Source organism: Vibrio sp. EJY3 (assembly GCF_000241385.1).
In the GTDB taxonomy this organism is placed as follows: domain Bacteria; phylum Pseudomonadota; class Gammaproteobacteria; order Enterobacterales; family Vibrionaceae; genus Vibrio; species Vibrio natriegens.
The window spans coordinates 2,238,276-2,262,960 of sequence record NC_016613.1; the positions used below are offsets into that span (position 1 = coordinate 2,238,276).

The 24,685-nt window shown below is 44.9% G+C and carries 17 protein-coding genes and 4 tRNA genes; 7 read left to right on the forward strand and 14 right to left on the reverse strand.

Features of this window, described 5'->3' with window-relative positions; translation table 11 throughout:
- Nucleotides 1–101 precede the first annotated feature (101 nt).
- Entirely contained in the window at nucleotides 102–2,735 is a 2,634-nt protein-coding gene (gene gyrA / locus VEJY3_RS10150; protein ID WP_014232380.1) for a DNA topoisomerase (ATP-hydrolyzing) subunit A, read from the reverse strand.
- A 310-nt stretch (nucleotides 2,736–3,045) separates the two neighbouring features.
- Here gyrA and ubiG point away from each other — a divergent pair, with 310 nt between their 5' ends.
- The 4 genes from ubiG to VEJY3_RS10170 all read left to right on the forward strand — a co-directional run bounded on the left by ubiG (nucleotide 3,046) and on the right by VEJY3_RS10170 (nucleotide 8,033).
- Nucleotides 3,046–3,753, forward strand: a complete 708-nt coding sequence (gene ubiG / locus VEJY3_RS10155) for a bifunctional 2-polyprenyl-6-hydroxyphenol methylase/3-demethylubiquinol 3-O-methyltransferase UbiG (RefSeq protein ID WP_014232381.1) — start codon at nucleotides 3,046–3,048, stop codon at nucleotides 3,751–3,753.
- A gap of 490 nt (nucleotides 3,754–4,243) precedes the next feature.
- Nucleotides 4,244–6,526 (forward strand): class 1a ribonucleoside-diphosphate reductase subunit alpha, encoded by a 2,283-nt coding sequence (gene nrdA / locus VEJY3_RS10160; protein WP_014232382.1) that lies wholly within the window; start codon nucleotides 4,244–4,246, stop codon nucleotides 6,524–6,526.
- Between the two features lie 92 nt (nucleotides 6,527–6,618).
- Nucleotides 6,619–7,752 (forward strand): class Ia ribonucleoside-diphosphate reductase subunit beta, encoded by a 1,134-nt coding sequence (gene nrdB, locus VEJY3_RS10165; protein ID WP_014232383.1) that lies wholly within the window; start codon nucleotides 6,619–6,621, stop codon nucleotides 7,750–7,752.
- Nucleotides 7,752–8,033 carry a 2Fe-2S iron-sulfur cluster-binding protein gene (locus VEJY3_RS10170; RefSeq protein ID WP_014232384.1) on the forward strand — a complete coding sequence of 94 codons (282 nt, stop codon included), beginning with the start codon at nucleotides 7,752–7,754 and terminating at the stop codon, nucleotides 8,031–8,033. The genes nrdB and VEJY3_RS10170 overlap by 1 nt, the downstream gene beginning before the upstream one ends.
- Before the next feature lie 108 nt (nucleotides 8,034–8,141).
- On the opposite strand, the gene VEJY3_RS10175 is transcribed toward VEJY3_RS10170, so the two are convergent.
- Nucleotides 8,142–9,134 carry an NAD-dependent epimerase/dehydratase family protein gene (locus VEJY3_RS10175; RefSeq protein ID WP_014232385.1) on the reverse strand — a complete coding sequence of 331 codons (993 nt, stop codon included), beginning with the start codon at nucleotides 9,132–9,134 and terminating at the stop codon, nucleotides 8,142–8,144.
- 34 nt (nucleotides 9,135–9,168) lie between these two features.
- Nucleotides 9,169–10,233, reverse strand: coding sequence for an MBL fold metallo-hydrolase (locus VEJY3_RS10180; protein WP_014232386.1), 1,065 nt, complete (start codon nucleotides 10,231–10,233; stop codon nucleotides 9,169–9,171).
- A 108-nt stretch (nucleotides 10,234–10,341) separates the two neighbouring features.
- Between VEJY3_RS10180 and VEJY3_RS10185 the strand changes: the two genes are divergently transcribed.
- The gene (locus VEJY3_RS10185; RefSeq protein WP_014232387.1) at nucleotides 10,342–10,965 is read left to right on the forward strand and encodes a TetR/AcrR family transcriptional regulator; all 624 of its coding nucleotides are present in this window, start codon (nucleotides 10,342–10,344) and stop codon (nucleotides 10,963–10,965) included.
- A gap of 60 nt (nucleotides 10,966–11,025) precedes the next feature.
- On the opposite strand, the gene VEJY3_RS10190 is transcribed toward VEJY3_RS10185, so the two are convergent.
- A complete protein-coding gene (locus VEJY3_RS10190) occupies nucleotides 11,026–12,258 on the reverse strand; it encodes a CinA family nicotinamide mononucleotide deamidase-related protein (protein WP_014232388.1) in 1,233 nt (410 codons plus the stop codon).
- Nucleotides 12,259–12,627: 369 nt separating this feature from the next.
- Between VEJY3_RS10190 and VEJY3_RS10195 the strand changes: the two genes are divergently transcribed.
- The gene (locus VEJY3_RS10195; RefSeq protein WP_041170360.1) at nucleotides 12,628–13,530 is read left to right on the forward strand and encodes a DUF3943 domain-containing protein; all 903 of its coding nucleotides are present in this window, start codon (nucleotides 12,628–12,630) and stop codon (nucleotides 13,528–13,530) included.
- Nucleotides 13,531–13,742: 212 nt separating this feature from the next.
- Nucleotides 13,743–14,255 (forward strand): glycine cleavage system protein R, encoded by a 513-nt coding sequence (locus tag VEJY3_RS10200; protein WP_014232390.1) that lies wholly within the window; start codon nucleotides 13,743–13,745, stop codon nucleotides 14,253–14,255.
- 85 nt (nucleotides 14,256–14,340) lie between these two features.
- Here the strand turns inward: VEJY3_RS10200 and nspC are convergent, their stop codons facing one another.
- From nspC to uvrY, 10 genes are all read right to left on the reverse strand, one after another.
- Nucleotides 14,341–15,474 (reverse strand): carboxynorspermidine decarboxylase, encoded by a 1,134-nt coding sequence (nspC, locus tag VEJY3_RS10205; protein WP_014232391.1) that lies wholly within the window; start codon nucleotides 15,472–15,474, stop codon nucleotides 14,341–14,343.
- Between the two features lie 115 nt (nucleotides 15,475–15,589).
- Complete coding sequence (locus tag VEJY3_RS10210; RefSeq protein WP_014232392.1) at nucleotides 15,590–16,843, reverse strand: carboxynorspermidine synthase; 1,254 nt, start codon at nucleotides 16,841–16,843, stop codon at nucleotides 15,590–15,592.
- A gap of 18 nt (nucleotides 16,844–16,861) precedes the next feature.
- Nucleotides 16,862–19,738 (reverse strand): pyridoxal phosphate-dependent class III aminotransferase, encoded by a 2,877-nt coding sequence (locus VEJY3_RS10215; protein ID WP_014232393.1) that lies wholly within the window; start codon nucleotides 19,736–19,738, stop codon nucleotides 16,862–16,864.
- A gap of 724 nt (nucleotides 19,739–20,462) precedes the next feature.
- Nucleotides 20,463–20,538 (reverse strand) — tRNA-Gly (locus VEJY3_RS10220).
- Between the two features lie 6 nt (nucleotides 20,539–20,544).
- A tRNA-Leu gene (locus VEJY3_RS10225) sits at nucleotides 20,545–20,631 on the reverse strand.
- A 79-nt stretch (nucleotides 20,632–20,710) separates the two neighbouring features.
- Nucleotides 20,711–20,786, reverse strand: a tRNA-Gly gene (locus VEJY3_RS10230).
- A 37-nt stretch (nucleotides 20,787–20,823) separates the two neighbouring features.
- Nucleotides 20,824–20,897: transfer RNA gene (locus tag VEJY3_RS10235), tRNA-Cys, on the reverse strand.
- A gap of 405 nt (nucleotides 20,898–21,302) precedes the next feature.
- Nucleotides 21,303–21,860, reverse strand: coding sequence for a CDP-diacylglycerol--glycerol-3-phosphate 3-phosphatidyltransferase (gene pgsA, locus VEJY3_RS10240; RefSeq protein WP_014232394.1), 558 nt, complete (start codon nucleotides 21,858–21,860; stop codon nucleotides 21,303–21,305).
- Nucleotides 21,861–21,906: 46 nt separating this feature from the next.
- Nucleotides 21,907–23,739, reverse strand: coding sequence for an excinuclease ABC subunit UvrC (uvrC, locus tag VEJY3_RS10245; RefSeq protein ID WP_014232395.1), 1,833 nt, complete (start codon nucleotides 23,737–23,739; stop codon nucleotides 21,907–21,909).
- A 1-nt stretch (nucleotide 23,740) separates the two neighbouring features.
- The gene (gene uvrY / locus VEJY3_RS10250; protein WP_014232396.1) at nucleotides 23,741–24,385 is read right to left on the reverse strand and encodes a UvrY/SirA/GacA family response regulator transcription factor; all 645 of its coding nucleotides are present in this window, start codon (nucleotides 24,383–24,385) and stop codon (nucleotides 23,741–23,743) included.
- Nucleotides 24,386–24,685 lie beyond the last annotated feature (300 nt).

The following is a 24,685-nucleotide window of genomic DNA, read 5'->3' on the forward strand; positions in this document are numbered from 1 at the left end:
TAATACCAACAAGAACAATATATTGGGTGGATTTTAGGGTAGGCACTAAAAAGCCGAGTAAAATACTCGGCTTTTAGTTAGAAGAGGTGCAGAATTAAAGATTAATCTTCGCTATCTTCCGCAGCAGGAGACTCAGGAGCTTCAGGAGCTTGTTGCTCTGCACTTGGTTCCGTTGACTCGCCTTCTTCACCTTCTGGTAAATCAGCGTCTTCAATTTCGTCAATGCGTTGCAGGCCTACTACTGTTTCATCTTCAGCGGTTCTGATCAGTGTGACACCTTGAGTGTTACGACCAACCTGACTAACTTCTGCTACACGAGTACGAACTAGAGTACCAGCGTCGGTGATCATCATCATCTCGTCGCCTTCTTCTACTTGTACCGCACCAACCACAGGTCCGTTACGTTCAGAAACTTTGATAGATACTACACCTTGCGTTGCACGACCCTTAGTTGGGTACTCGGCAAGCTCGGTACGTTTACCATAGCCATTTTCGGTCACAGTCAGGATGTCACCTTCGTTTGAAGGAACAATTAGAGACACAACTTGGTCATCTTCACCCAACTTCATACCGCGAACACCAGCAGCAGTACGACCCATAGCACGTACTTTATCTTCGCTGAAGCGAACAACTTTACCTGCTTTAGAGAACAGCATGATGTCGCTGTCACCATTGGTGATATCAACACCGATCAGTGAATCATCATCACGCAGGTTAACGGCGATAAGGCCGTTTGAACGAACGTTGGCAAATTGGTTCAGTGGCGTCTTCTTAACTGTACCGTCACCTGTCGCCATGAAGATGAACTTATCTTCAGAGAACTCATCTACACGCAGGATAGCCGTGATACGCTCTCCATCTTCCAGAGGAAGAATGTTAACGATAGGCTTACCACGAGCAGTGCGGCTCGCTAGCGGTAATTGATAAACTTTCAAGCGGTAAGTTTTACCACGCGTAGAGAAACACAGGATGTTGTCGTGGGTATTCGCCACTAGAAGACGCTCAATATGGTCTTCGTCTTTCATCTTAGTTGCGCTCTTACCTTTACCACCACGGCGCTGTGACTCGTAGTCGCTCAGTACTTGGTACTTAACGTAACCGCCGTGAGACAGAGTGACTACTACGTCTTCACGAGCAATCAGCTCTTCCATGTCAATGTCATGGCTCGCTGCAGTAATTTCAGTGCGACGTTCATCAGCAAAACCGTCACGAACGGCTTCTAGCTCTTCACGAATCACTTCCATCAAACGCTCAGTGCTTGCAAGAATGTGCATTAGCTCAGCGATTTCATCTAGAAGCTCTTTGTATTCCGCCAGAATCTTCTCGTGTTCCAGACCAGTCAATTTGTGTAGACGTAGATCTAGGATTGCTTGCGCTTGTTGCTCAGTCAGGAAGTACTGACCGTCACGGATACCATATTGAGGCTCTAGCCACTCAGGACGCGCAGCATCAGTACCAGCACGCTCTAGCATCGCTGCTACGTTGCCAAGATCCCAACCACGGGCGATAAGGCCTGCTTTTGCTTCTGCTGGCGTTGGTGCTTTACGAATTAGGTCGATGATTTCATCGATATTTGCTAGTGCAAGTGCCAAACCTTCTAGGATGTGGGCACGTTCACGAGCTTTACGCAATTCGAAAATAGTACGGCGAGTTACCACTTCACGACGGTGATCCACGAAGCACTTCAACATGTCTTTCAGGTTGAATAGCTGTGGCTGACCGTTGTTCAGCGCTACCATGTTGATACCGAAAGTCGTTTGCAGCTGAGTTTGAGCGTAAAGGTTGTTCAGAACCACTTCGCCTACTGCATCACGCTTACATTCAATAACGATACGCATACCATCTTTGTCAGATTCGTCACGTAGCGCACTGATGCCTTCTACTTTCTTATCTTTAACCAGTTCAGCAATCTTCTCGATCAAACGAGCTTTGTTCACTTGGTAAGGAATTTCGGTAACGATGATGGTTTCTTTACCGTTTTTCTCTGTTTCGATGTCCGCTTTTGAACGCATGTAGATCTTACCGCGACCTGTTTTGTACGCGTCTACAATGCCTTTACGACCACTGATAAGTGCTGCCGTCGGGAAATCTGGACCAGGGATGTAATCCATTAGTTCATCAATAGTGATGGCTTCATTATTGATGTATGCAAGGCAGCCATCGATCACTTCGCCAAGGTTATGTGGCGGGATGTTGGTCGCCATACCTACTGCGATACCAGAGGCACCGTTTACCAATAGGTTTGGAATTTTTGTTGGAAGAACCGCTGGAATCTGTTCAGTACCATCGTAGTTAGGTACGTAGTCTACGGTTTCTTTATCTAGGTCAGCCAGAAGCTCGTGGGCAATTTTTGCCATACGTACTTCGGTATAACGCATTGCCGCAGCAGAATCGCCATCGATTGAGCCAAAGTTACCTTGGCCATCGACCAGCATATAACGAAGTGAGAACGGCTGAGCCATACGTACGATTGTGTCGTACACAGCACTATCACCGTGAGGGTGATATTTACCGATTACGTCGCCGACAACACGGGCTGATTTTTTATATGGTTTGTTCCAATCGTTGCCTAGTACGTTCATCGCGAATAAAACGCGACGGTGCACTGGTTTTAGACCATCACGCACATCTGGAAGAGCACGACCCACGATTACTGACATCGCGTAGTCTAGATATGAACCTCTAAGCTCGTCTTCAATGTTTACGGGCGTGATCTCTTTAGCTAAATCGCTCATGGAGCCATTATCCCTCTATTATCTGATCGTAATTACGATACGTGTAAGGCGAAAAATATAACACACATTTCATCACTTCGGCATCCCTTTCCCTCTCCTTTTATCAGGTTGTGAGCTTTGTTGAGATTCAAATGTCGAGAATTTGCACACTCATCCGATATCCTTATGAAAAGTGACTATATTTCGTTCAATATTAAGCAAAAATAGAATTCTGGTGAACAAAACGGGGATTAATCAGTTTAATACTGATAAAACGTTAGAGTATACTGACGCCCTCTAAAGGACTCAGATTGAATGCAGTACAACCATTATGACTAAAGCACAAAACGTCGACCCTAGTGAAATTAAGAAATTCGAGGACATGGCTTCTCGTTGGTGGGATTTAGAGGGTGAATTCAAACCACTTCACCAAATTAACCCACTTCGTTTGAACTATGTACTCGAAAAAGCAGATGGTTTGTTTGGCAAACGCGCACTCGATGTTGGTTGTGGTGGTGGCATTCTCGCAGAGAGCATGGCAAAAGAAGGCGCGATCGTAACCGGGCTAGATATGGGTAAAGAGCCACTAGAAGTCGCGCGCCTGCATGCTCTGGAAACGGGCACAAAGCTAACCTATATCCAAAGCACCATCGAAGACCACGCTGCAGAAAATGCCGCGACTTACGATGTCGTCACGTGTATGGAAATGCTGGAACACGTACCCGACCCTCTTTCTGTTATCCGCTCTTGCGCGGCACTGGTGAAACCTGGTGGTCACGTGTTCTTTTCAACCTTGAACCGCAACGTAAAATCTTACTTGTTTGCCATCGTTGGCGCAGAGAAGTTACTCAAGATTGTTCCAGAAGGCACTCACGACCATGAGAAGTTCATCAAACCAGCAGAAATGCTGAAGATGATTGACCAAACCGATCTGACTGATTTAGGTATCACAGGTTTGCATTACAACCCACTTAACGACAGTTATAAACTTGGTCGTAATGTGGATGTAAACTACATCGTTCATACTAAAAAATACTGAACGCCGTATCGTTAAAAAAACCTTGTTCTAGTTGACCATTCAGTTAAGAAAATCGTCAGAAGCGGTAGCACAAAGTTACCGCTTTTGTGTATAAGATTTGTGCTATAGATAGCATTTTAACCAACCTATTTTTCGCAAATAAAAATGTCCAAAGATCAAGGAAAATATTTTTCCGAGCGGTTATTTCTAAACCGATCTCAAAACTGTGATTTTACCTATTCAAGTCTGCCCTTTTCTCATCGGTTAGTGTTCACTTACTGTTTTTTTTCATTTGGGTAGTTATCCACAAGTCATCCCAAACATGTACCTTGATCAATCTGAGCAATAGCACTATCTTGTAACCCGCAAACAAATTAACCCCTATATATTGTGTTTAAGCTACAATATATAGATAGACTTTGATCACAAAGCCACCGCAAGACTAGAAAGCTTTGCATATAAATAGACAAAAACACGGCTTTTATCAGTTTTCTTAGGGAAATAAAGCAGAATGAACCAACAACTTACCGTCACCAAGCGTGATGGCCGTAAAGAAATTATCGATCTGGATAAAATCCACCGCGTTATTACTTGGGCTGCAGAAGGTCTGCACAACGTTTCTGTCTCTCAAGTAGAGTTACGAGCTCACATCCAGTTTTATGATGGTATTACAACGTCAGACATACACGAGACTATCATTAAATCTGCGGCCGACCTTATCTCAGAAGAGACACCGGATTACCAGTACTTGGCAGCTCGTCTAGCTGTATTCCATCTACGTAAAAAAGCGTATGGCCAATATGAGCCACCTAAGCTTTACGATCACGTAGCTAGACTCGTTGATATGGGTAAGTACGACGGACATCTGCTAGAAGATTACACAAAAGCAGATCTAGACGTACTGGATTCGTACATTGACCACAAACGTGACCTGAACTTCTCTTACGCTGCAGTAAAACAGCTGGAAGGTAAGTACTTTGTACAGAACCGTGTATCGGGCCAAATCTACGAAAGTGCCCAGTTCTTGTACATTCTTGTGGCTGCATGTCTGTTTGCTAAGTATCCGAAAGAAACACGTCTTGATTACATCAAACGTTTCTACGATGCGACGTCAACATTCAAGATTTCTCTGCCTACACCGATTATGTCAGGTGTGCGCACGCCTACCCGTCAGTTCAGCTCTTGTGTACTGATTGAGTGTGGTGACAGCCTGGATTCTATCAACGCAACAGCAAGCTCTATTGTTCGTTACGTTTCTCAACGTGCTGGTATCGGTATCAACGCAGGTCGTATCCGTGCTCTAGGTTCAGAGATCCGTGGTGGTGAAGCATTCCACACTGGTTGTATTCCTTTCTACAAGTACTTCCAAACCGCTGTGAAATGTTGTTCACAGGGCGGTGTACGTGGCGGTGCTGCAACTGTTTTCTACCCAATGTGGCATGGTGAAGCACGCTCACTATTGGTTCTTAAGAACAACCGTGGTGTTGAAGAAAACCGTGTTCGTCACATGGACTACGGCGTACAGCTAAACAAGCTGATGTACCAGCGTCTGGTTGAAGGTGGCAACATCACGCTATTCTCACCATCAGACGTACCAGGTCTATACGACGCATTCTTCGAAAACCAAGAAGAGTTCGAGCGTCTGTACGTTAAGTACGAGAACGATCCTTCAGTTAAGAAGGAAACCGTCAAAGCGATTGAGATGTTCACTTTGCTAATGCAAGAGCGCGCATCTACAGGTCGTATCTACATCCAGAACGTGGACCACTGTAACACTCACAGCCCATTTGATTCTGAAGTAGCGCCTGTTCGTCAGTCTAACCTGTGTTTGGAAATCGCACTTCCAACCAAACCACTGACTAACGTAGAAGATGATTCTGGCGAGATCGCACTATGTACGCTGTCTGCGTTCAACTTAGGTGCTATCAAGTCTCTGGATGATTTTGAAGAGCTATCTGATCTGGTTGTTCGTGCTCTTGATGCACTATTGGACTACCAAGATTACCCACTACCAGCTGCATACAAGTCGACAATGAACCGTCGTACTCTGGGTGTTGGTGTGATCAACTTTGCTTACTACCTAGCGAAGAACGGTGTGAAATACTCTGACGGCAGTGCAAACGGCCTGACTCACCGTACATTTGAAGCGATGCAGTACTACTTATTGAAAGCTTCAGTAGCGCTGGCAAAAGAGCAAGGTAAGTGTCCTTCGTTCAACGAAACAAACTACGCGAAAGGCTTGCTGCCAATCGATACTTACAAGAAAGATATCGACCTGATTTGTAACGAAGAGCTTCACTATGATTGGGATAGCCTACGTGCAGAAATCATGGAACACGGTCTACGTAACTCAACGCTGACTGCGCTGATGCCTTCTGAGACCTCTTCTCAGATTTCGAACGCAACAAACGGCATTGAGCCACCTCGTGGTTTTGTGTCAGTAAAAGCGTCGAAAGACGGTATCCTGAAGCAAGTTGTGCCAGAATTTACTGAGCTAAAAGACAATTACGAGCTGCTTTGGAACATCGGTTCTAACGATGGTTACTTGCACCTTGTCGGTATCATGCAGAAATTCGTTGACCAGGCGATCTCTGCGAATACCAACTACGACCCATCACGCTACGAGACGGGTAAGGTTCCAATGAAGAAACTGCTTCAAGACCTGCTGACTGCGTACAAATTTGGTGTGAAGACGCTTTACTACCATAACACTCGTGATGGCGCTAAGGATGAACAGAAAGACGCAGTTCAACCGGAAGAAGAAGATTGTGCAGGTGGCGGTTGTAAGATTTAATCTACACGACCCTAGCAATCCGCAGTAACTGAATAGTAACAGAATATCGAAAACCTCCCCTACGCGGGAGGTTTAAAAGGAATTGAGGCATTATGGCTTACAGTACTTTTAACCAGAAAAAAAATGACCAACTAAAAGAACCAATGTTCTTGGGTCAATCAGTAAACGTTGCTCGCTATGACCAACAAAAATTCGAAATTTTCGAAAAGCTGATCGAAAAGCAACTTTCTTTCTTCTGGCGTCCAGAAGAAGTTGACGTATCTAGCGACCGTATCGACTACAACAAGTTGCCAGATCACGAGAAGCACATATTCATTTCTAACCTGAAGTACCAAACGCTTCTCGATTCAATCCAAGGCCGTAGCCCGAACGTTGCGCTACTTCCTCTTGTTTCTCTGCCTGAACTAGAAACATGGATCGAGACTTGGTCTTTCTCTGAAACGATTCACTCTCGTTCGTACACGCACATCATTCGTAACATCGTGAACGACCCTGCTGTGGTATTTGATGACATCGTTGAGAATGAACACATTCTAAAGCGTGCGAAAGACATCGCGCACTACTACGACGATTTGATTCAAGCGACGAATGACTACCATCGCTACGGTGAAGGTGAGCATGTCCTTAACGGTGAAACAGTTAAGGTAAGTCTGTACGACCTTAAGAAGAAACTGTACATCTGTCTGATGTCTGTGAACGCTCTAGAAGCGATTCGTTTCTACGTAAGTTTCGCATGTTCTTTCGCTTTCGCAGAGCGCGAACTGATGGAAGGTAACGCGAAAATCATCAAGCTGATCGCACGTGATGAAGCGCTTCACCTAAACGGTACTCAGCACATGATCAACCTGCTACGTAACGGTCAGGATGATTTCACGTTCATGCAAATCGCAGAAGAAGCAAAACAAGAATGTTTTGATCTCTTCAAAGAAGCGGCAGAGCAAGAGAAAGAGTGGGCAGAATACCTGTTTAAAGATGGTTCAATGATCGGCCTGAACAAAGACATTCTTAGCCAGTACGTTGAGTACATCACCAATATTCGTATGCAAGCGGTAGGTCTACCAGCAGCGTACCCTGAAGCGACAAGCAACCCTATTCCATGGATTAATGCTTGGTTGTCTTCTGATAACGTTCAAGTTGCGCCTCAAGAAGCAGAGATTTCATCTTACCTTGTTGGTCAAATTGACAACGAAGTAAGCGCGGACGACTTTGAAGGATTTGAGCTGTAATGCCGACAATCAAAATCAACAAACTTATCAGCATTGAATCTAACCCTTCCAATACTATTTTGGAGACAATGGAACAGTCTGGCTTATTACCAGAATATAACTGCCGTGACGGCCACTGTGGTGCATGTCGCTGTACGTTAGAGTCTGGTGAAGTTGAGTATGTTGGTTTTGCTATGGCTTACACTCAAGGCGAAGAAATTTTGCCTTGTATCTGTAAAGCGAAATCCAATGTTTCACTCAGTGGCGTTAACTACACGATGAAAGAAAAGCAGCGTGCCTGACGTCAACTGAGTAGCATCGAACGTAACAAGACAAAGTAAACACCTTTGTTTGTATTCAGAACCCCACCTCATACAGGTGGGGTTCGTTTTTATGAGACTACAAATTGATCAGCGGACATACAATGATTGCATGGTCTCTCTAACAACCGTCTCTGCCGCTTTAGGTGAATGGCCGAGATGCATCAATGAGTTGTGCAAATCAAACACAAACTTATGTTTGAGGGTACGTGCCACATTGCTGCGAATGATCTTAGGCCGAGTATTCGTTTTAAGCGCTTCCGCTTCAGCTTGATCAACAAGTGCGTAAATCTCATTTTCATCCAGTATCTTCGGAGCAACGAGAGACGGGTTGATCTCGCGGGCAATATCAATGATTTGTTTAGTGGAAATGGTGGAAGTGTTAGCTAAAACATAGCGATGCCCACGAACGCCTGTTTTTGCTGCGCTAACCATTCCTTTAACGACATCATCAACATCAATAGGGCTTAAGTATAACTCGTATAAGAATGGCATTTTACCATTCACGATTGCAGAGAAAGCGTCGAGCGATTCAGTATTCGGTTTGTATTCCCCGCCAAGAATAGTGGAAGGTAGTACCGTCACCATATCCAAATCTAACTCTTCCGAAACTTTCCATGCCTCTTGTTCTGCAAGGGTTTTCGCGCGGCAGTATGGGTTGACCTGGTCAGAAACATTGTATCCTTCAACAATAATTTCGCCGTTTTCGTTGCGATGTGTTTGTTCTAAAGAAGCGATGGAGCTTACATAAACGACTCGTTTTACCCCTGCTTCTTTTGCGGCTTCCAGTATGTTTCTCGTTCCGATCAAGTTGGGGTTTACGATTTCAGCCTCCTCATCTTCTGCCCAATGTTTAAAGACTGCTGCAACCTGATAGAGGGTATCAACGCCATTAAGCGCTTCTCGCAGTGACGCTTTATCTAATAAATCGCAGTAAACAACATCACAATCGATTCCCTGCAATGAATCAGACTTCTTCAAGTTACGGATGCCTGCACGCACGTAGTCTCCTTGTCGAGAGAGAGCCCTGACAAGGTTATTACCAACGTGACCACTTGCGCCTGTGACTAAACATCTATTCATAATCTTCTCCTTAAAGTTTTCATCGACTATTGGTTCAAAACTGAGCGATTTCGAGGTTGCTGTTTGCTGATTGCTCCAGCCACCAACGATTCTTACGTGATGGCGCATCAAGTACGACTTGTTCACCGAAAGCAGGAGTGACGAGTTGAACACCACGATTCGCAGTTATTGCGGATATACGTTCAAGAGGCTCGTACCATGGGTGCATGGATAAATCGAATGTACCGTTATGGATTGGGATCATAAATTTCCCTTGCAGGTCGATATGTGCCTGCACGCTTTCTTCCGGCACCATGTGAATATCGCTCCAAAGCGAGTTGTAAGCCCCCGCTTCCATTAGAGTGAAATCAAATGGGCCATAACGCTCGCCGATAGATTTGAAACCAGAGAAGTACCCGCTGTCTCCGCTAAAGAAAATACGATGTTTGCTGCCTAGAATAACCCAGCTCGACCAGAGGGTTTGATTACGATCCAACAAGCCACGACCTGAAAAGTGCTGAGAAGGCGTTGAAACGAGTTCAATGTTGTTCAGCGACACCGATTGCCACCAATCTAGCTGGATGATCTTTTCTCTCGAGATGCCCCAACTTTGCAATCGGTCACCCACTTTAAGTGGCGTAACAAACACACCAACTTTTTCATCGATCGCTTTTATCGTCGCTTTATCCAGGTGGTCATAGTGATCGTGACTGATAATCACAATGTCGATGTACGGCAACGAATTTGCTGTGATTGGAGCCGGATGAAAGCGCTTCGGTCCAGCCCACTGTATTGGAGAAGCACGTTCACTGAATACAGGATCCGTAAGAATCCAATTGCTATCGATGTGCATTAACACGCTTGAATGGCCGAGACGATATAAGAAGTCGCTCTTCGGCTGACGAAGATCGTTAGGATTGATTTCATAATTGAGAAGCGGTGTTTTTGGGACGGCATCAACACGTTTTGCTGTTAAGAATGCATGAACGATCTTCACCGTGTCGCCCAGAGTCGATGAATATCGCATTTCGCTGTTGTAAAACTTTTGTTTATTAGAAGCTAAGCTCGCTAGCATACCGACCACCAATATTCCTAAGAAGATAAAAGTAACTGACTTCATTCTTTGTCACCAAAAGTAAACTATACGGTGTAGTTTACTTAACTAGATTGAAAAGTAAACTATGCAGTGTAAAATTGGATCAAATAATTACGAGCAATGATCTTTATGATGGAAAAAAAGCTGAGCCGAAGTGAGTTAAAACGGGAAGCGATAGTTGAGGCAGCCATTGAAGCTTTTCGTGAAGAAGGCGTGAAAGCGACGAGCATGGATAAATTAGCCGCGTTAGCCAATGTGTCAAAGCGCACGATCTACAATCACTTTGAAAGTAAGGAAGCGCTGGTTCTGCATTTGCTTTCTGAACTATGGCAAAGAGCGATAATGCAAAGCAACGTCACATACAGTGGCAAGCAGCCATTGAGTACTCAACTTGCGTCACTACTGACCGAAGAGTTGGAATTTCTATCTTCGCCACAATATCAAGACTTGGCTCGAGTAGCATTTGACTATTTGTTCAGCAACCCGGATATGTTGCAGGAAGAATTGAAGAAGCTGGCAGAAAAAGAAACCGCAGTTTATCGCTGGATCCTTGCTGCGAGTGATGACGGCAAACTGATCGATCTTGATGCCGAGTTTGCTAAAGAACAGCTGCATAGTTTGATCAAAGGAAGCGCGCTGTGGCCTCAGCTGATGCGTATCAAAGCACCACTAACGGAAAAAGAGAAGCAACGTCTGGTCGAAGAAACGACACGACTTTTCCTTGCTCGTTATGAAAAATCCCAACGTGAAGAATAGGCATATTTAAAAAGCCAACAGAGTTGGCTTTTTTATCCAAAAGTCGTGTAAAAACCGGCACTAAATTGCACTGGATGGAATGTGCATCTCTTTCACTTTTTCTAAAAACGCATAGTGGGCAAACATCGGCTTACCTTCCAGATAACGACGCAGTAGATCGAGAGCAGCCGTACTGATGACTTTTACTTGATCATCGCGCTGATATTTTCTGGACAGCTTGTAGACAGCTCCCCATTCCCCTTTAGGCGTCGATAGCGCGACAGAAAACAGACCATCGTCGAGTTCGCCTGTAACTAACGACAAATCAGTTCGACATTTTTCACGAGTCGCACCGGACAGTGCAAACGTTGCGGCTAATGGGTCACCTTCGTCTTTGATAGCTTGATTACTGCCTGATAAAACCCAGCTGTGGCCAAGTTGCTTTTCGGCGTTTTCATCACCGTTGAGCCAATAGGTCAAATACCCTGCACTGCTCTTTTCAGAAACTGATAGCGTTAACGCTTTCTCTACTAACAACTGGCCTACATGCTCGATCATAGGCTGGTCGATGCTGACTGTATTAGCCTCCAGGTGTTGATTAATTATCTGCAATAACTTTAAACGCTGATCAAACTGATCGTTAGGGCCAAACAGTTTCACTTCAATGAAAGGCAAGTAAGAGCGATAACCAAGCTCATACCCCTCAGGTAACTTTATCGGATCCAACTTATCTGAGATGCCCGACTCTGAGAGTCCAAATGTATAAATTCGGCTACATGAAGAGCCTTGAACATCAGGGAAAGTGCGCTTCAAATCAGGCAAAATCTGCGTTTCTGCCATCAGTTTAAATTCGCTGGGTACGCCTGGCGTAAAATAGAAAACCGCATCGTTAATCAACATTTTAAAACCACAGGCAGTACCGATTGGGTTATCGAGTATTTGAGCAGTTTCAGGGAGCATGGCTTGTTTTAAATTACTATCTGGCATAGGTTTGCCACGTCGCGCATACATGCTCTCTAGCTGCTCAAGCCATTCCTTAAACAGCACCAACTTACAATCAGCCGCTTTTGCTGCTGCCGCGGCACTCAAGTCGTCAGTCGTTGGACCTAAACCGCCATTAACGATAACAACGTCATTATTAAAACTCAGCATTAAAAACTCTTCAATCAAGCTCGATTGCTTATCACCGACTGTTGAGCGTTTAGTTAAGCCAAATCCTTGCTGATAAAACAGACTAGACATCCAGGCCGCATTTGTATCAACAATATCCCCGTGAAGAACTTCTTCACCGGTACTAAGCATTGCAATTTTCACAACTGACTCCTCACCATGAGCACATTTCTAATTTTGTATGCTGTACTCATATCATGTTCTATTTATTGAATTAGTTTTACCTGCACTGGTGTTAACTATACACAAATCCGCTTGAATTGCATGGTTCAAACTGGGTAACCGGAACAAAAGAAGCCACCACGACAGCGCTTGAGGGTGATGAAAAAGGACACATGCCGACGCTCTAATCACGTTGATAATGTAAGCCGATCACCTCAAGGTGCAAGCTAGTGTAATGAAATCATTTTGATATAAATTAACATCAAGTATTTAAATGGTTTTTTATTTAAGGGATAATTTGAGTTAGATCATCAAATCAATTACTCGGAGACCTTTGTGTCAAAATCATCCATATTCAAGAAGACTCTAGCAGGACTCGGCTTTGTAACAACAACCGTTGCAAACGCAAGCCAATACGATATGGCCAGACATTCGGAGTTTTCGTACGCCCCTGATTGCCTGTCCGGCTACTGCGCAACGACCAATCTATACACCTTTGAAGCTCAAAACCGCAGTCTGGCTTTTGAACAGGATAATGATGATTCTTTAAATCTTGACGCTGGTCTTCAACCCAAACATCTTATCGTTCCTCAAGATAAAGACTGGGATTACCTCATGGGCCAAACGTACACCATTCTTGGCTTGAGTGTTGCGACTGTCGGTTTGATGACCTTCCTTCCAGAAAGTATCACCAAGTGGGATGAAGAAGACCGTGATATGAGTAAGCTGGGGCAGAAATGGAAAGACAATGTCTCTGATGGTCCGGTTTGGGACCGAGATGAGCATGTTCTCAACTATATTATGCACCCTTATTTTGGTGGTGTTTACTATACCGCGGCCCGCCACTCTGGTTATAACGAATTTGAATCGTTCTTGTATTCCGCTACGATGTCAGCGTTCTTCTGGGAGTATGGTGTGGAGGCTTTTGCTGAAGTGCCTTCTTGGCAAGACCTTTTCATTACGCCGTTTTTTGGTGCTGTCGTTGGTGAGATGATGGTAACCGCTGAGCAAGATATCCTGGCAAACGGAGGTGAAGTATTGGGTTCGGAAACGGTGGGTGATATATCACTATTCTTCCTAAACCCAGTCGGTCATGTCCACTACTGGGTCACCGACGCATGGGGTGGCAGTGCCGAACTGCAATTTAGTTCATCCCCTTGGTTTGGTAATCAGGATGTAGCCAAGTTTGCGATGAACGCAGGTACCAGTTACGACAGCCAGTTCTATGGCATGGAATTAAAAGTCACGTTCTAATCTGACGTAAACCGATAAAGCAGCCGACTGGCTGCTTTTTTGTGGTTCAAACACAGTTTTAAATATTCGCTTCAAGAATTAGCCCAAAAAATTGACCTTCATCAAACATATCCCCCACCTAACACCTACACTGAATAAAAGGATTTATTCCAATAACTTAAGCGCTACGTAATCCCGTGCCGCGTCCAAACCTTTTTCCAGGAGGGGACCATATGAACACTGTGTTTATCGTTAATTTTGCTGGTCAGGCATCACCTGCGACCATCAAGGAACTTGCTGCCATCACCCATGAAAATGGAGGTAAATGGTTAATCAGTAAAGTTAACTTTATTGAAGACCAAGTGGCGGGGGGGATTAAAATTGAATTACCAAAAGAAAAAGCCGATATCGTTAAAGACGCATTTTCCGCATGTCAGACATTAGTGGTTAAATTCGTCGATTCCGAACCTTACTCGCATAGTGCTGACACGATCTTCCAGCTCAGACTCGACGCCAACGACAGAGCTGGCATCGTAAATGAGATAACCCATATTCTTGATGATCAAGGCATCTCGATTTTAGATATGGACTGTCAGCGTGTCTTTATTGCTGGAGGTGGCGGCGTCAGCTCAAGCCTGTTCAGTGCAAAAATCGCTATTAAACTGCCAAGCGAAATGGAAATTGAGGATGTAGCGAATGAGCTAGAAGCGCTGAGTGAGGATACTCGGGTTATTATAGAAGACTAGGGTCTGTTGACCTGCCCCGCCTCTTATAAAAAAGAGCAGCCTCAGCTGCTCTTTTGCATTGATATAGTACATAAAGCCAGAACGCTTATTTCACTGACCATTGAGATAGTGAACGTTTAAAATCTGAATAATCAAACTCGTTCAGCTTTTGAATCTCGCCGTTTGAACGCTCACAGTAAACAGAAGGCATACGCAAACCGTTAAACCAGTTTAGTTTCACCATGGTGTAGCCTGCACTATCTAAAATGTGTAGACGTTGGCCAATTTCTAGCGGCTGTTCAAAATTCGCCACACAGAATTGGTCACCCGCAAGGCATGAGCATGAACCGATCACGTATTCGTGCTCGCCATTCTCAGACGCTTCTAGAATTGATGCTGGCTCGTTGTAAATCAGCGTATCTAAACGGTGTGCTTCAGTTGCAGAGTCAACAATCGCAGTTTTCTTAACGTTCTCTACGATATCAACCACAGTCACAACCAGATCCGTGGTCTTAGTAATGATCGCTTCACCAGGCTCTAAGTACATTTGTACGCCGTGTTTCTCAGAGAAGGCTTTCAGCGCAAGACCAAGCTTTTCAATATCGTAACCAGGCCACGTGAAGAATACACCACCGCCCATGCTTACCCAATCAAGCTTGTTTAGGTACTCACCAAACTGTTCTGAAATCGCATCCAGCAATCCAATAAACGCATCTACGTCTTTGTTCTCACAGTTCATGTGGAACATCACACCATCAATACCGTCAAATACTTCTGAATTGATGTGATCCGCTTGTACACCAAGGCGAGAGAATTGACGTGCAGGGTTCGCTAAATCTTGACCTGCATAGCTCACGCCTGGATTCAAGCGCAGACCAATTGACGCTTTACCTTCAACGATATGACGGTAAGCAGCAAGCTGAGATTGAGAGTTAAAGATCATCTTGTCACAGATGTCAGCAACCTCACGTACGTCGTCTTCACTGTAACCCACACTGTAAGCGTGCGTTTCACCACCAAATGTTTCATGACCAAGCTTCACTTCAAACGGGCCAGAACTTGTTGTTCCGTCTAAGTAAGGCTTGATGATGTCGAAAACACCCCAAGTTGAGAAACACTTCAGTGCAAGAACCAGCTTCACACCTGAGATTTCTTTCAGCTGTTTCGCTTTCTCTAGGTTTTCTACCAGCTTGTCTTCATTGATCATGAAGTACGGGGTTTTTAGTTCGTTGTGTTGCATTGTAATACCTTGAGTCCCCTCGCCTAAACGAAGGCACTATAAAATCGAACAAAGCCGACGCATTCGCATCGGCTTAGATTTAAGTTAATTCCAGGTTTGCTACGAGCTTAAATAGTTACTTTTTAAGTTCGTGGATAACTGGAAGTCCCTGACCTGCTTCAAGCTCTTGAACATGCCAATCCAGACCGATAGAAGGCATGGTTTCCAGGAACGGGTCTGGGTTTAGCTGTTCCATATTGAACACACCTTTATCCGCCCACTCGCCACGGAAGAATTGCAGTGCCGCAGTGATCGCTGGAACACCTGTGGTGTAAGAGATCGCCTGGTGCTCTACGTCTTCGTATGCCACTTCGTGGTCAGCATTGTTGTAGATGAAGACACTGCGCTCTTTACCGTCTTTCTTACCTTGAACCCAAGTACCGATACAAGTTAGACCGGTGTAGCCTGGTGCAAGAGAAGTTGGATCTGGTAGTAGCGCTTTCAATACGTGCAGAGGCTGTACTACTGTACCATCGTGCAGCGTTAGTGGGTCTGGGCTCAATAGGCCGATATCACGCATTACATTGAAGTAGTTTAGGTAACGGTCACCGAAACCCATCCAGAATTCAATGCGTTTTGCAGGGATGAATTCCTTCATTGAACGAACTTCATCGTGCGCCATTGAGTACACTTTGTGTGAACCACAGTTAGGGAATTCAAACTCAAGCATACGAGAGTGACAAGGTACTTGTTTCCACTCGCCATTTTCCCAGTAGAAAGAGTCGCCTTGGATCTCTAGCATGTTGGTTTCTGGGTCGAAGTTTGTCGCAAACTTCTTACCGTGGTCACCAGCGTTTACGTCCATTACGTCGATAGTATCGATTTCATCGAACAGATGCTTAACTGCGTACGCTGCAAATACCGACACTACGCCTGGATCGAAACCAGCACCTAGGATACCTGTGATGCCCGCTTCTTCGAACTTCTCACGGTAACCCCACTGCCAATCATAAGCCTGAGGTACTTGCTGACCTTCAGAACACAGGTCAACTGCCACTGATGTATCCAGGTATGACACTTTCGCTTGGTAACATGCTTCCATGATTGGCATGTTTACCCATGGAGGACCAGCGTTGATCACAAGATCAGGCTTAACTTCTTTAATAAGAGCAACAAGAGAATCTACGTCGTCAGCATTAACTGCTCTAGCTTCTAATTTCTTAGTTGAATCTTTCAGGTTGTTTTTCTTCTGAATAGATTCGATGATTTTCTCACACTTACCTACGGTACGTGATGCGATTGTGATATCACCCAGAACGTCGTTGTTTTGTGCTGCTTTGTGTGCAACTACCCAGCCAACGCCGCCTGCACCAATCTGTAGAATTGCCATAGTTTTCCGTTACCTTTGTTAAACTAGCTCAACTGCTAGCATATGGATTTTTGAGAGCAAAGATTCAAAGTCCGCCGTCGTTAGACACGGGTTCAAAATCGTAAATTTAAGTGCGGTTTTACCGTCAACAATGGTTTCACCCAGTACTGCGGTTCCGCGAGTCAGCGCCTCTAAACGCAACGCTTTATTTAGTTCATCAAGATCTGCGGATTCATGTGTCGCACGGAACAGAACCGTAGATAGTGATGGTTCCGCCAACAACTCAAAGTTGTCGTTATCGCGGATCATATCTGCTACTTCTAGCGTTTGATCAAGCAAATGGTCGTACATGTCGCCTAGAGCTTTTGGCCCCACGCTTTGCATTGTCATAAACACTTTTAAAGCATCAAAACGCTTAGTTGTTGCGATAGACTTATCTACCAAGTTTGGTAGTTCGTCGTGTTCGCGGTTCAAGTAATCTGCATGATGAAGCAGGAACTTGAAGTTTGACTTGTCATTAACAAGAAGTGCACCACAACTGATTGTTTGGTAGAACAACTTGTGGAAGTCAACGCTGATAGACTGCGCACGCTCAACACCTTTTAGGCGAGCTTTTTGGCTGCTAAGAATCAAAGCACCACCGTATGCGCCGTCGACATGCATCCACAGTTCATGTTTTTCAGCCATGTCTGCAATGAAGTCTAGATCATCAATCGCGCCGTGATCGGTTGTACCAGCTGTACCAACGATCGCAAATGGGATTAAACCTTCCGCTTTTGCCTGAGTCAGCACCTCATCCAGTTTGTTCACATCCATCGTGCCGTCTGGATTAGCATCAACAGTCATGACTGCTTTTTCGCCAAGTCCCATCCAAGACGCTGATTTTTGAACCGTGAAGTGTGATTTCTTCGAACACACAATTCTCAGTTTGTCGGCGTACTCAGGAAGACCTAGCTTCTGAATAGAGTGACTACTTAGTTTGTCCGCGATCCAGTCTCGCGCCAGCATCAAGCCCATTTGGTTACTTTGAGTGCCGCCGCTAGTGAAAATACCGTCAGCTTGCTCGCCTAGCTCGTATTTGTCGCAAAGCCAGTTCACCACTTTTTGCTCAACGTAAGTCGCAGAAGACGCTTGATCCCAAGAGTCCATAGACTGGTTCAGAGCTGCAATCATCGCTTCAGCCGCAATCGCAGGCATGAGTGGTGGCGTGTGTAAATGCGCAATACAATCAGGATGCTGAGTAAAGATCGCATTCTTGGCAACAAGCTCTGCAGCGTCGTCAATCACTGATTTAAGAGGCGCATTTTTGTTGTCTAGGTCGACAGCATTGATCGCTTCTTCTAACGCTTTAGGGTCCATACCTGAATATGGCGCACTTACTTGTTCGAATACAGACTTCATAGCTGCAGTCGTGTGGTTCATCACCGATGCAAACTCAGTACTACCTAATTCACCAGTGTGAACGAAGTGCTTTTTCCACTCTTCCTGTGGTGAAGCTTCAACATGGCTACCGCCAGCAGCAATGATGGCTTCTTCAAGCACACGCAGAGCAAAGTCGATTTGCTCAAATGAAATGATCAGTGGTGGAAGGAAACGAATTACAGAGCCTTCACGGCCACCCTTCTCTACCATCAAGCCACGCTCTAGCGCCGCACGTTGAATCGCAAGCGTCAGCTGACCATCAGCCACAGGCTCACCGAACTTGTTCAATTCGCCATTAGGGTTCTTAATTTCAACGCCCAGCATCAAACCTTTGCCGCGAACTTCTGCGATACAGTTAACGCGCTTCTGAATGCCTTCCAGACCAAAACGAAGGTATTGGCCAGCAATGTTTGCATGCTCGACAAGGTTGTCACGTTGAATAATTTCTAGCGCTTTCGCACCACTAACCATTGCAAGCTGGTTACCACGGAACGTACCCGTGTGCTCGCCCGGATTCCAGGTATCGTGCTGCTTGTTGATAACAAGAAGCGACATCGGCATACCACCACCGATCGCTTTCGACAAACACAACACGTCTGGAACGATGCCGGCTTCTTCGAAAGCAAAGTTGTAGCCAGATTTACCAACACCACATTGAATTTCGTCGAAGATCAACAGAATGCCGTGTTCATCACAGATACGGCGAAGCTCACGCAGCCAGAATGCTGGTGCAGGGATAACACCGCCCTCACCTTGTACTGGCTCAACGATGATTGCCGCCGGCTTCATAATGCCTGCTTCGTCATCATTTAGAAGACGCTCGATGTAACGAATACTCGCTTTCGCACCTTCATCGCCACCAAGTCCAAACGGGCAACGTAAGTTGTATGGGAAAGGCATAAAATGTACGTCTGACATCAAACCTGTACGACGAGCCTTAGTACCTAAGTTACCCATCATGCCCATCGTACCGTTAGTCATACCATGGTAAGCACCACGGAATGCGAACATAGTGTTACGGCCAGTCGTCTGTTTCGCCAGTTTGATCGCCGCTTCAACTGCATCGGCACCAGATGGTCCACAGAACTGAATCACACAGTTATCACCCAGCTCTTGAGGAAGAAAAGACTTCACAGACTGAATGAAATGCGTTTTCGCCGAGGTAGCAATATCAAGCGTCTGATAAGGCAGGCCAGAATCTAGCTGATCTTTCAATGCTTGATTGATTTCTGGGTGGTTATAACCCAGTGCCAAAGTACCCGCACCCGCAAGGCAATCCAAAAAGATTTGACCTCGAGTATCTTCTACTAAACAGCCATAAGCCTGTTTAATAGCAATCGGCAAGCGACGAGGATAAGAGCGAACCGCTGATTCGTGCTCAGCCTGATCAAGTAACACTTGGTCTGGAGTTAAGTCGTACGTTCCCTCAACAACTGGAACCTGTGATGAAAAAATGTTTGCGATATTGTTATCGACTTCAAAGGCAGTGGTCATACTAGGTAATCCCTTGAATTATATTAGTTCTTCATCCTGTTTTAATTATCATTAGAAAAAAGTTACAGGAGAAATAAGTAAACCTCCGCATTTGTCATGGCTGAGATGACAAACACAGATAATCCTGTCACGACATTCGTGACTTCTATATGCGCTGGGACGTAATCAAGGTTCCGTAATGCACCCGTTTTGTAAAACAGGACATTTCGGCAGTATGAAGCTGATTAGTGTGTGTTTATTCAAAGGTTGCAATGTTGGGTTTCCCATTAATATGCTGCACTTACAGCATTAGTATCCCGTCTATCAACAAAAGGCTTTGCCGATACCTACCCTACGTAGTGTCACAATCAGCTTGAATGTTCACTACGCGTATCCCCCAGAGAACCAAAGGCGTAAATTACGCTCCGAGATTGCGCGCGAATTTATCACAAAATAAAATCTCATGGCAATGATTTTTCATCATTGATTTATTGATCTCGGACGCAATTGTATTTTGCCAATGGCGGCAGAACTTGTAACCTTAGCCTATATAAGGTAATCGCGACGCACAACAGATGCACATAACAAGCTGAAAATACGAATAAATTAGACCGCGAATAAAACTGAACGATGTGATCAGAAAGTACGGCTGGGAAGCGAAATATGTGAGAGTTCCTAGAAACAGCTATTTTTCTAGGGAGAGAAACGAAAAAACCCAGCATAACAATGCTGGGTTTTCGTATTTTGGAGCGACACACGAGGTTCGAACTCGTGACCTCAACCTTGGCAAGGTTGCGCTCTACCAACTGAGCTAGTGTCGCATGAGATGGTGCCCCGGGCCGGACTTGAACCGGCACAGCGCGAACGCCGAGGGATTTTAAATCCCTTGTGTCTACCAATTCCACCACCAGGGCACACAAATATACTTTGTGATGCCTTTACAGAAAAGTAAAACACCATCTGATACCGCTTAACGCCATATCTTTAAATTTTTGGAGCGACACACGAGGTTCGAACTCGTGACCTCAACCTTGGCAAGGTTGCGCTCTACCAACTGAGCTAGTGTCGCATTTATTCTCGAAAGCTATTTGCTATCGAAAGAATAATGGAGGCGCCTCCCGGAGTCGAACCGAGGTCCACGGATTTGCAATCCGCTGCATAGCCACTCTGCCAAGGCGCCTCATTGCAAGAAAAGATAACCTTTTCTAACCACCCTTTTGAGCTTTGCTCTCTTGGGTACGGGATGCATTCTACGGATTCGAGCGATCGAGTCAACACTATTTTTATTTTTTTAAATCGTTTGACTAGAATTTGTGCGAAAGACGGTAGATTGCTTAGTTTTAATACAAAAACTTGCTCAAATACACTTGTTTATCGTGAAACTTTGGCTACTCCCCTACCAGAGATACCAGAGAATCAGCTCACATCAACCGTTCATAATCAGGTTATTCGTTGTATCGGATAAGCAACACTAAGAAAAACAGGATCTAAATCACATTTATTTTTTGTACGCCAATAGCTATTAATTTCTAACGGGCACAAAAAAGCAGGCATTGGGTGCCTGCTTAGTATAAATACTTTTTTATTAATGATGCTTCTCATCGAGCAAATCGTCTTTTGCTGCTGCGAGATATTGGATCATAGACCAATACGTCAGGACGGTAGCGATGTAAAGCGCCGCGAAGCCAACCCAAACCATCCATTCATCATAACGCCAAATCAACACCCACAACGCAAACATCTGTGCGAGAGTTTTAACTTTACCGACCCAAGAAACCGCGACACTAGCGCGTTTACCAATTTCAGCCATCCACTCTCGTAGGGCAGAAATGATGATCTCACGAGCAATCATGGTAACAGCGGGAATTGTCACCCATATGGTGTGGTAGTGTTCTGTAATCAAAATCAACGCTGTCGCAACCAGCACTTTATCAGCTACCGGATCGATAAACGCGCCAAAACGAGATGTTTGGCCAAGTTTACGAGCCAACATACCATCTAGCCAATCGGTAAAGCCTGCTACCCAAAACACCATTGCCGAAGCAAAAGGTGCCCATGAATAAGGCAGATAAAAAACAACCACAAAAACTGGAATTAAGAACAGTCTAAGAAGAGACAGAATGTTCGGGATATTCAATCGCATTTTATTATTCTCTTACACATTGCGTGCTAATGTTGCGGGATTTTCCTTATTGTTTCAATGCTTGGAAAATAATTTCTGCTAAAGAGTGACTAATCCCCGGTACTTTGGCGATTTCTTCGACACTTGCACGTTTAAGTTCCTGTAATCCGCCCATGTATTTCAGCAAAGCCTGGCGTCGCTTCGGTCCAACACCTTCAATCCCTTCTAGCGCACTCGTGCGTCGTGTTTTGCCACGTTTAGCCCGATGTCCTGCAATCGCATGATTATGGCTTTCGTCACGAATATGCTGAATAAGGTGAAGCGCCGGGGCGTCACTTGGCAGATTAAACTCATGGCCATCTACCGTGATTAACGTTTCCAGCCCGGGCTTACGCGTTACCCCTTTCGCAATACCGATTAAAATTGGTCGTTTTGGCCAATCTCCCCAGTGTTGTGAAATGATTTCATGGGCACGGTTTAGCTGACCTTTACCACCATCGATGAAAATGATGTCTGGGATCTTCTCCACATCCAGTTGCTTTGAATATCGGCGATCCAATACCTGCCCCATCGCGGCATAATCATCACCACCAGTAATACCCGTAATGTTGTAACGGCGATATTCTTGTTTTACCGGACCTTCATTGTTGAAAACCACACACGACGCGATTGTGCTCTCTCCCATCGTATGAGAGATATCAAAACATTCCATGCGCGTTATCGACTCCATATCCAGCACTTCACGTAGGGCGTGAAAGCGCTGATTGATGGTCATCTTATGATTAATTTTAGTGGTAATTGCCGTTAGTGCATTGGTATTCGACAGTTTGAGGTAGCGCCCTCTGACACCAGTGGGTGATGTATGAAAGCGAACCTTACGTCCTGCAACTTCGGAGAGTGCTTTTTGAATCGGCTCAATATCCTCTGCCAGCTCCTGATTGAGAATAATCCGGGCGGGAATGGTACGCGCTTCGTTGTGACTCAAATAATACTGAGTTAAGAAGCTATCAAACACTTCTTGCTGACTGGTATTTTGCGGAATTTTAGGGAAGTGACTTCGACTACCCAAAACCTTCCCCTGACGAATCATCAGAATATGGATACACGCAATTCCACTTTCCTGTGCAAAGCCAAGTACATCCATATCGTCCATACTGTCTTCGGAAACGTACTGTTGTTCCTGAACACGGCGGATTGCCTGAATCTGATCACGAAACTTTGCCGCATCTTCAAAGCGCAGCTGCTGGCTCGCATGCTCCATTTTCTCAATTAGCATCTTAAGTACTTGCTGGTCTTTGCCTTGCAAGAATAGGCGAACAAAACCCACCAGCTCCGCATATTCGTCGTCTGATATGATTGAGCTGACACACGGCCCTGCGCAGCGCCCAATTTGATACATCAGACATGGACGAGTACGGTTTGAATAGACAGTATCTTCGCACTGGCGAACGGGAAATATCTTTTGCAGTAGATGTAACGTTTCGCGCACTGCACCGGAATCCGGATACGGGCCAAAGTACTCGCCTTTGCGCTTTTTAGCACCTCGATGCATCGATAAGCGCGGATGTTTATGTCCGCTGATAAAGATGTAAGGATAGGATTTATCATCACGCAACAGTACGTTGTATTTCGGTAAATACTGCTTGATGTAATTGTGTTCAAGGATCAGCGCTTCGGTCTCGGTATGAGTGACCGTAACGTCGATTTTGGCAATATTGCGAACGAGTGCGCGTGTCTTTTCACTGTCGACTTTTTTACGAAAGTAACTCGAAAGGCGCTTTTGGAGGTCTTTGGCTTTTCCGACGTAAATAACAACAGCCTCGGCGTTGTACATTCTGTACACGCCGGGCTGATGAGTTACTGTCTTGAGAAAGGAAGCCGAATCAAAAGGAGGATTCACACTAAAGCGTCTCAGTGTCCAGCATTCCGTGACGAATCGCTAAGTGTGTTAACTCAACGTCGCCATTAATGTCCAATTTGCTAAACAGTCTATAGCGGTAGCTGTTTACTGTTTTTGGACTCAAGTTAAGTTGTTCAGAAATATCCGTGACTTTCTGACCCTTGGTAATCATCAACATGATTTGCAATTCACGTTCAGATAAATCTTTAAACGGGTTTTCAGAGGCAGGTGAGAATTGACTCAATGCCATCTGCTGCGCAATCTCTGGTGAGATGTAACGCTGCCCACTATTTACCACACGAATCGCGTTAACCATCTCGTCTGGGCCTGCACCTTTGGTTAAATAACCAGAAGCTCCTGCCTGCATTACTTTGGTTGGAAACGGATTTTCTGTATGAACGGTAAGTACGATGATTTTTACATCAGGATTCACGCGAAGAATCTTTTTAGTCGCTTCTAAGCCACCGATTCCTGGCATGTTCATGTCCATTAAAACGACGTCAGCATGATTACTGCGACACCATTTTACTGCCTCTTCACCGCTGTCAGCTTCTCCTGCTACGTTCATTCCACGGACGTCTTCAATAATACGTCGTATCCCTGTGCGAACCAGCTCGTGATCATCTACAAGGAAAACATTTATCAAACTTGTATCTCCACACTTTCTATTGGTTCTGCACCCACATGATGTTCTATGTGGATATCAGTATGACGCCTAATACTAACGTATTTGACGAAAAATTGCTTTCTATGAATATGTGCTCAAACGCAAACTTTAGCAAGAACTTATTCATAAACCACTCTGTTATTTCAGAGCGTACTGCGCAGAACCGAAATATAATTGAAGATAATTAACAACATTAATCGTAATAAATCAAGCAACTAGATTTTATATTGCCCAACGCAACTCAATATCAGAGCCAAATGGTCAATCTATAAACGAGAT